The sequence below is a fragment of the Liquorilactobacillus sicerae genome, assembly GCF_029916425.1.
Taxonomy (GTDB): Bacteria; Bacillota; Bacilli; order Lactobacillales; family Lactobacillaceae; genus Liquorilactobacillus; species Liquorilactobacillus sicerae.
On sequence record NZ_JAHAVQ010000254.1, the window covers coordinates 1 to 442 of the forward strand.

A 442-nucleotide genomic window follows, 5' to 3' on the forward strand; every position below is an offset into this window, starting at 1 on the left:
TAATAAAGCCAATTTAATTCCTCGGCTTGGACAATCGGATTGGAATTATCAATGTCATTTGCGAGTAAAAAATCAGAACCTGAATATGAGTTTTCCCCATTTCTATCAAAAAGTGCTCTATTCAATAGACGCCAATCCGAGTTCGCATTTGGGGTTAAGTCACTATTCTGATAAGATAAAAATCATCCCTGAAATTGAAGGCCACTATAATTAACGTCTTCAGTCGAACTATTCCAATTAGCTTCCTGCTTAACGAAAACCGCAAGAACAGATTTTAACCAATCAGTATCTTTTTGTTGAGATATCTTTTCTTCAATTGCTACTTGAACATTTTCAGCTGCTTTATTCAAGACAAGTTGACTATCACTCGAAGAAAATTTGTCAGTGTTTTTGATTAATCCCTGTTTTTGCATAAAATTCAGATAATCAGCCTGAGTTTGCT

Annotated in this window: 1 pseudogene; it reads right to left on the reverse strand. The window is 34.6% G+C overall.

The annotated features are described in order from the left end of the window. A pseudogene (locus KH893_RS12300) lies at positions 1 to 413 on the reverse strand (glycoside hydrolase family 70 protein); the annotation flags it as partial. Positions 414 to 442 lie beyond the last annotated feature (29 nt).